Here is a 5,204-nt window from a genome sequence, read left to right as displayed (position 1 = left end):
GTGTTGCCGACGCCCAGTGAGCGCAGGTTGACCGAGTTGACGTCGCCCCGCGCCGAGTTCGAGGTCTGCGGGTTGTTGGCGGCTTCAAACAGCACGTCGCCCATCTGCGGAATCGACCGCATGAGGTCGTCGCCCGAAGAGGCGCCCGACGCCTGGATTTCGTCCTGTCCCAGCACCACCACCGGCAGGGCGGCTGTGGTCGAAGCGCCGCGGATCTGGCTGCCGACGACGATGATCTCGTCGACCGTGGCCTCCTGCTCCTGCCCGGTCGGATCGACGGGCGGCGTTTGCGGCTGGCTTTGGGCCATCGCTGTGCCTGCGAAAGCCATCAGGGCGGCCGAGGCCGTTGTGGCGAGCATCGCGTTCTTGATCTTGATCATGGTGGTGTCCCTCCCGGTCGTCTTGTCTTGTCTTGGTTGTCGTCAGTCAGCGGCCAGCACGGTCCGGTCGCCCGGACCGGCCGCTGGATCAGGTCGTGCAGCAAGGGCGGCCGGCGAGCCGTTCAGCGCCAGCTTCAGCGCATCCCGGTCCAGCTCGCCTTCCCAGCGCGCCACGACCACGGTCGCCACGGCGTTGCCGATGAAGTTGGTCAGGGCGCGGCACTCGCTCATGAAGCGGTCGATGCCGAGGATCAGCGCCATGCCCGCCACGGGCACGTCCGGCACCACCGACAGGGTGGCGGCCAGGGTGATGAAGCCCGCACCGGTGATGCCCGCAGCCCCCTTGGAGCTCAGCATGGCCACCAGCAGCAGGGTAACCTGCTGCCACAGGGTGAGTTCGAGGTTCAGCGCCTGTGCGATGAACAGCGCCGCCATCGTCATATAGATGTTGGTGCCGTCCAGATTGAAGGAGTAGCCGGTCGGCACGACCAGCCCGACCACGGACTTCGAAGCCCCGGCGCGCTCCATCTTTTCGATCAGACTGGGCAGCGCCGCTTCGGACGACGAGGTGCCGAGCACCAGCAGCAGTTCCTCTTTCAGGTAGCGGATCAGCTTCAGCACGCTGAAGCCGTTGGCGATCCCCACCAGGCCCAGGATCCCCACCACGAAGATTATGGACGTCAGATAGAAGGTGGCGATAAGGGCCGCGAGATTGGCGATCGACGCGATGCCGTAGGCCCCGATGGTGAAGGCAAAGGCGCCGAACGCGCCGATCGGGGCGGCCTTCATCAGGATGCCGACCAGCTTGAAGAAGGCGGCGCTGGCGGCTTCGAGGAAGGTCATCACCGGCTTGCCCGCATCGCCGATCATGGCCAGGGAAATGCCGAACAGAATCGAGACGAACAGGACCTGCAGGATGTTGCCGGTCGAGAAGGCGCTGACGACCGTGTCGGGAATGATGCCGGTCAGGAAGCCGACGATGCTGGTCTCGTGCGCCTTGGAGGCGTAGGTGGCGACCGCGCCCGCATCCAGTGTGGCCGGGTCGATGTTCAGGCCGCGCCCGGGCTGCACCACATTGGCGACAATCAGGCCGATGATCAGCGCTAGGGTCGAGAACACCAGGAAATAGGCGAAGGCCTTGGCCGCAACCCGGCCGACCCGGCCGATGTCGCGCATGCCGGCGATGCCCGTGACGATGGTCAGGAAAATCACCGGCGCGATGACCATCTTCACCAGCTTGATGAAGGCATCGCCCAGCGGTTTGAGCGCCTCGCCATAAGCGGGCTCAAAATGACCCAGCAACACGCCCAGGACGATGGCGAGCACCACCTGGAAGTACAGTTGCCGATAGAAAGGCAGCTTCAAGGTTGAGGCTGCTGGAGCGGAATGGTTGTGCATGGAACGGGTCTCCTGGTGTCACTGGACTGCACCACCGGGGTGCCTCCGGCGCGCGATAAGGGTGCCGTTTGTACCGCTGCACTTTGTTTCAGCCGATAACCTATTGGTATTAGTCGAGTGTGGCCCCAGAGGAGAATGCGCGCACCAAATCAGGGTAATCACCTAGTCGCCCGCCTGGTGCGGCACACTTCCACACGCACCAAAGTGGCTTTGCTGCCGCGTCAGAACCCCGCTTGATTGCCATGCCCACGCCCCGCCCCCGCCAGTTCTGGACGCTGCTCATCCTGCTTGCAGGCACGGTGGCCAGCATGTTCGTGGCTGGCCAGTGGGCCTGGCACCGGTCTTTGCTGGACGAAAGTGAGAGCGTGCAGCGCCAGCTGGCCCTGTATGCGCAGACGCTGGCCCAGCGCATTGACCGCTACCGCACCCTGCCCGAGGTGTTGGCGCTGGATGCCCAACTGCAAAGTGCACTGCAACGCCCACTGAGCCCCGCCGAGGTAGCACAGCTCAACCGCAAGCTGGAGCAGGCCAATGGCGCCAGCCAGTCCTCCACCCTCACCCTGCTCAACCGCGACGGCCTGGCCGTAGCCGCCAGCAACTGGCGCACGGCCACCAGCAATGTGGGCGTGGATTACAGCTTTCGCCCCTACGTGCAGCAAGCCCTGGCCCAGGGGCGCGGCAGCTTTTACGGCATTGGCGTGACCACGGGCGAGCCAGGCTACTTCCTGTCGCAGGCCATCCGGGATGAAACCGGCCACACCCTGGGGTTGGTGGCCATCAAAATCGCACTGCAGGAGCTGGAACGCGAATGGCTGCAAACGCCCGACATCGTGCTGGCCTCGGACGCACACGGCGTGGTCTTCCTGGCCAGCCAGGATGCCTGGCGCTACCGCCTGCTGGAGCCACTGGACGACGAAGAGCGCCGCGAGCTGAACACCACGCGGCAATACTCCGACCAGCCCCTGCGCCCACTCGACTACCGAGTGGACGACCGCATGGACAACGGTGGCCGCCTAGTGCGCGTGCGGCCCTCGCCCGACATGCCTGTCACGCCCGGCCGCATGCTGTGGCAAACCCAGCCGCTGCCCGGCACGCCGTGGCAACTGCACCTGGTGCACGCAACACACAGCAGCGTGGCCGATAGCCGCTGGGCTGCCGCAGCCGGGGGCGGAGGGTGGCTGGCCCTGTCGCTGCTGGTGCTGTTTGTGCGCCAGCGCCAACGGCTGGCGCGCCTGCGCCAGCGCAGCCGCCAGGAGCTGGAGACTGTGCTGCAGCAACACGCACAGGAGCTGCGCACCGCGCAAGACGGCATCGTGCAGGCAGCTCAGCAGGCCGCGCAGCGGACGGATACGGGCCTCTCCCGCAGCCTGGAGCACCTGCCCCAGGGCGTGGTCATCATCGATGCCGAGCTGAACCTGGTGGCCTGGAACTCGCGCTATGTGCAGCTGTTTCGCTACCCGACCGACCTGATGCAGGTGGGCCGCCCCATCGCAGACCTGATGCGCCACAACGCGCGCCGAGGTCTGCTGGGCCCAGGCCCGGTGGAAGACGCCATTGAACGCCGCCTGGCCTACCTGCGCAGCGGCACGCCCCACCTGCACGAGAGCGCCAAGGGCGACGGCACGGTGCTGGAGATCCGGGGCAACCCGCTGCCCGAGGGCGGTTTTGTGACCAGCTACGCCGACATCACCAGCTACAAAAACGCCGCACGCGAGCTCCGCTCGCTGGCCGATGCGCTGGAGCAGCGCGTGGCCGACCGCACCCGCGACCTGGACGCCGCACGGCGCGAGGCCGAGCAAGCCAACCGCTCCAAGACCCGCTTTGTCGCCGCCGCCGTGCATGACCTGCTTCAGCCCTTGAACGCCGCGCGCATGTTCACCTCGCTGCTGCGCAGCCATGTGCCAGGCGATGCCGAGCGGCACGCGGTGGACAGCATCGACGGCGCACTGGCCGCACAGGACGCAATCCTGAACAGCCTGCTCGACATATCGCGCATGGAATCGGGCCAGTTCGACGTGCACATCCACGACGTGGCGCTGGGCCCGCTGCTGCAGGTGCTGGGCCACAACTTCGGCGTGCTGGCCGAGAGCCAGGGGTTAAAGCTGCGCTGCGTGCCCACGCGTGCTGTGGTGCACACCGATGAAAACCTGCTGCGCCGCATCCTGCAGAACTTTGTCTCCAACGCCATCCGCTACAGCCGGCACGGGCGCATCGTGGTGGGTTGCAGACGGGTGAAGCGGGAGGCCGGAGACCACCTGCGCATCGAAGTGCACGACCAGGGCCCCGGCATCCCCGAGGCACTGCAGCGCGAGATCTTCGAAGAATTCCGCCGCCTGGACGAAGGCCGCGCCGACGACCGGGGGGCAGGCCTGGGCCTGGCCATCGTCGAACGCCTGGGCCGACTGCTGGGCCACGAGATTGGCCTGCGCTCGCAACTGGGGCGCGGCAGCGTGTTCTGGGTGTGCGTGCCGCTGGGCAACCCGGCCGCCGCGCCACAGCCAGACGCCACCCCCACCACCATTCAACAAGCCCCGCAAGAAGATGCTCCATTGCAAGGCGGCACCGCCTGGGTCATTGAGGACGATGCCCCCACCTGCGCTGCCACACAGGCCCTGCTGCAGCGCTGGGGCTGCCAGGTGCCTGTGGCGGGCGGCGCCACCGAGGCCCTGGCCGCCGCCCAGCCCGGCCAAGCGCCGCAGCTCGTGCTGCTGGACGTGCACCTGGGCACGACTCACCATGGCCCCGATGTGTACGTCCAGCTGTGCGAGCGCTGGGGCCAGACCCCGGCCGTGATCCTGGTCACGGCCGAGCGCGACGCCACCCTGCGCCGCCAGGCCGCCGAGCGCGGCTGGGGCTTTCTGGCCAAGCCGGTGCGCGCCCCGGCGCTGCGGGCGTTGATGAGCCAAACGCTGCTACGGCTGGGGGAAAGCAATAGGAGGTAGACATCTCTCACGGTGGGGACCCAGGGAACGCCAGGACAGAACCCCCAGGCACCTTGGTTACCATAAAGTACCGCGTCAGCACCTACACACCGAAGCGGAGGACGGAACGATGAGCGAAGCAATTCTGTATGCGATGGATGCCCCGCGTGCCAAAACCGCAGATGCAGCGGCAGACTTTGTGGAGAAATGGCAGGACAGTAAGAAGGCCCCCACCGCGCGCATCGCGGCCTTCTTCGAGCATCTATTGCAAACCTGTCCGACAGACGGCACCGGGAGCGCCATCTGGTACGAAGGCTTTGACCACAACCCGCCCACAGGGCCAGTGCTCGCCATGGCGCTCGATCTGCGCGAGTTCAACACCGAGCGGCTGCAGCAGCTGCGAGCAATCGCCCAGGAACATGGCGTGCACATCTTCGACCCGGAAGGCCATGCGCTGTACCTCGCCGATGGCAGCGAAGCCCGAACGCTTGCGTTAACCACCCCG

General features: G+C 66.6%; 4 protein-coding genes. 2 read left to right on the top strand and 2 right to left on the bottom strand.

The features are described 5' to 3' along the window. Positions 1-380: hypothetical protein (locus tag QE494_RS15105; protein ID WP_300044461.1), on the bottom strand; the 380-nt coding region annotated here is incomplete at its 3' end. Between the two features lie 42 nt (positions 381-422). Beyond that, positions 423-1,778 (bottom strand): dicarboxylate/amino acid:cation symporter, encoded by a 1,356-nt coding sequence (locus tag QE494_RS15100; protein WP_300044460.1) that lies wholly within the window; start codon positions 1,776-1,778, stop codon positions 423-425. 242 nt (positions 1,779-2,020) lie between these two features. Here QE494_RS15100 and QE494_RS15095 point away from each other — a divergent pair, with 242 nt between their 5' ends. Together QE494_RS15095 and QE494_RS15090 are read left to right on the top strand one after the other, a co-directional pair. Further along, a complete protein-coding gene (locus QE494_RS15095; RefSeq protein WP_300044459.1) occupies positions 2,021-4,720 on the top strand; it encodes a PAS-domain containing protein in 2,700 nt (899 codons plus the stop codon). 109 nt (positions 4,721-4,829) lie between these two features. Further along, on the top strand, positions 4,830-5,204 hold a 375-nt coding region (locus QE494_RS15090; RefSeq protein ID WP_300044458.1), incomplete at its 3' end, for a hypothetical protein.

Source organism: Ramlibacter sp. (assembly GCF_029866045.1).
Taxonomy (GTDB): Bacteria; Pseudomonadota; Gammaproteobacteria; order Burkholderiales; family Burkholderiaceae_C; genus Ramlibacter.
The sequence above is the reverse complement of the archived record's forward strand: the minus strand, read 5'-3'. Positions and strand labels throughout refer to the sequence as shown.

Coding starts and splice junctions, on each gene's coding strand:
- QE494_RS15100 (WP_300044460.1), bottom strand. CDS start 1,778: ATGCACAACCATTCCGCTCCAGCAGCCTCAACCTTGAAGCTGCCTTTC.
- QE494_RS15095 (WP_300044459.1), top strand. CDS start 2,021: ATGCCCACGCCCCGCCCCCGCCAGTTCTGGACGCTGCTCATCCTGCTT.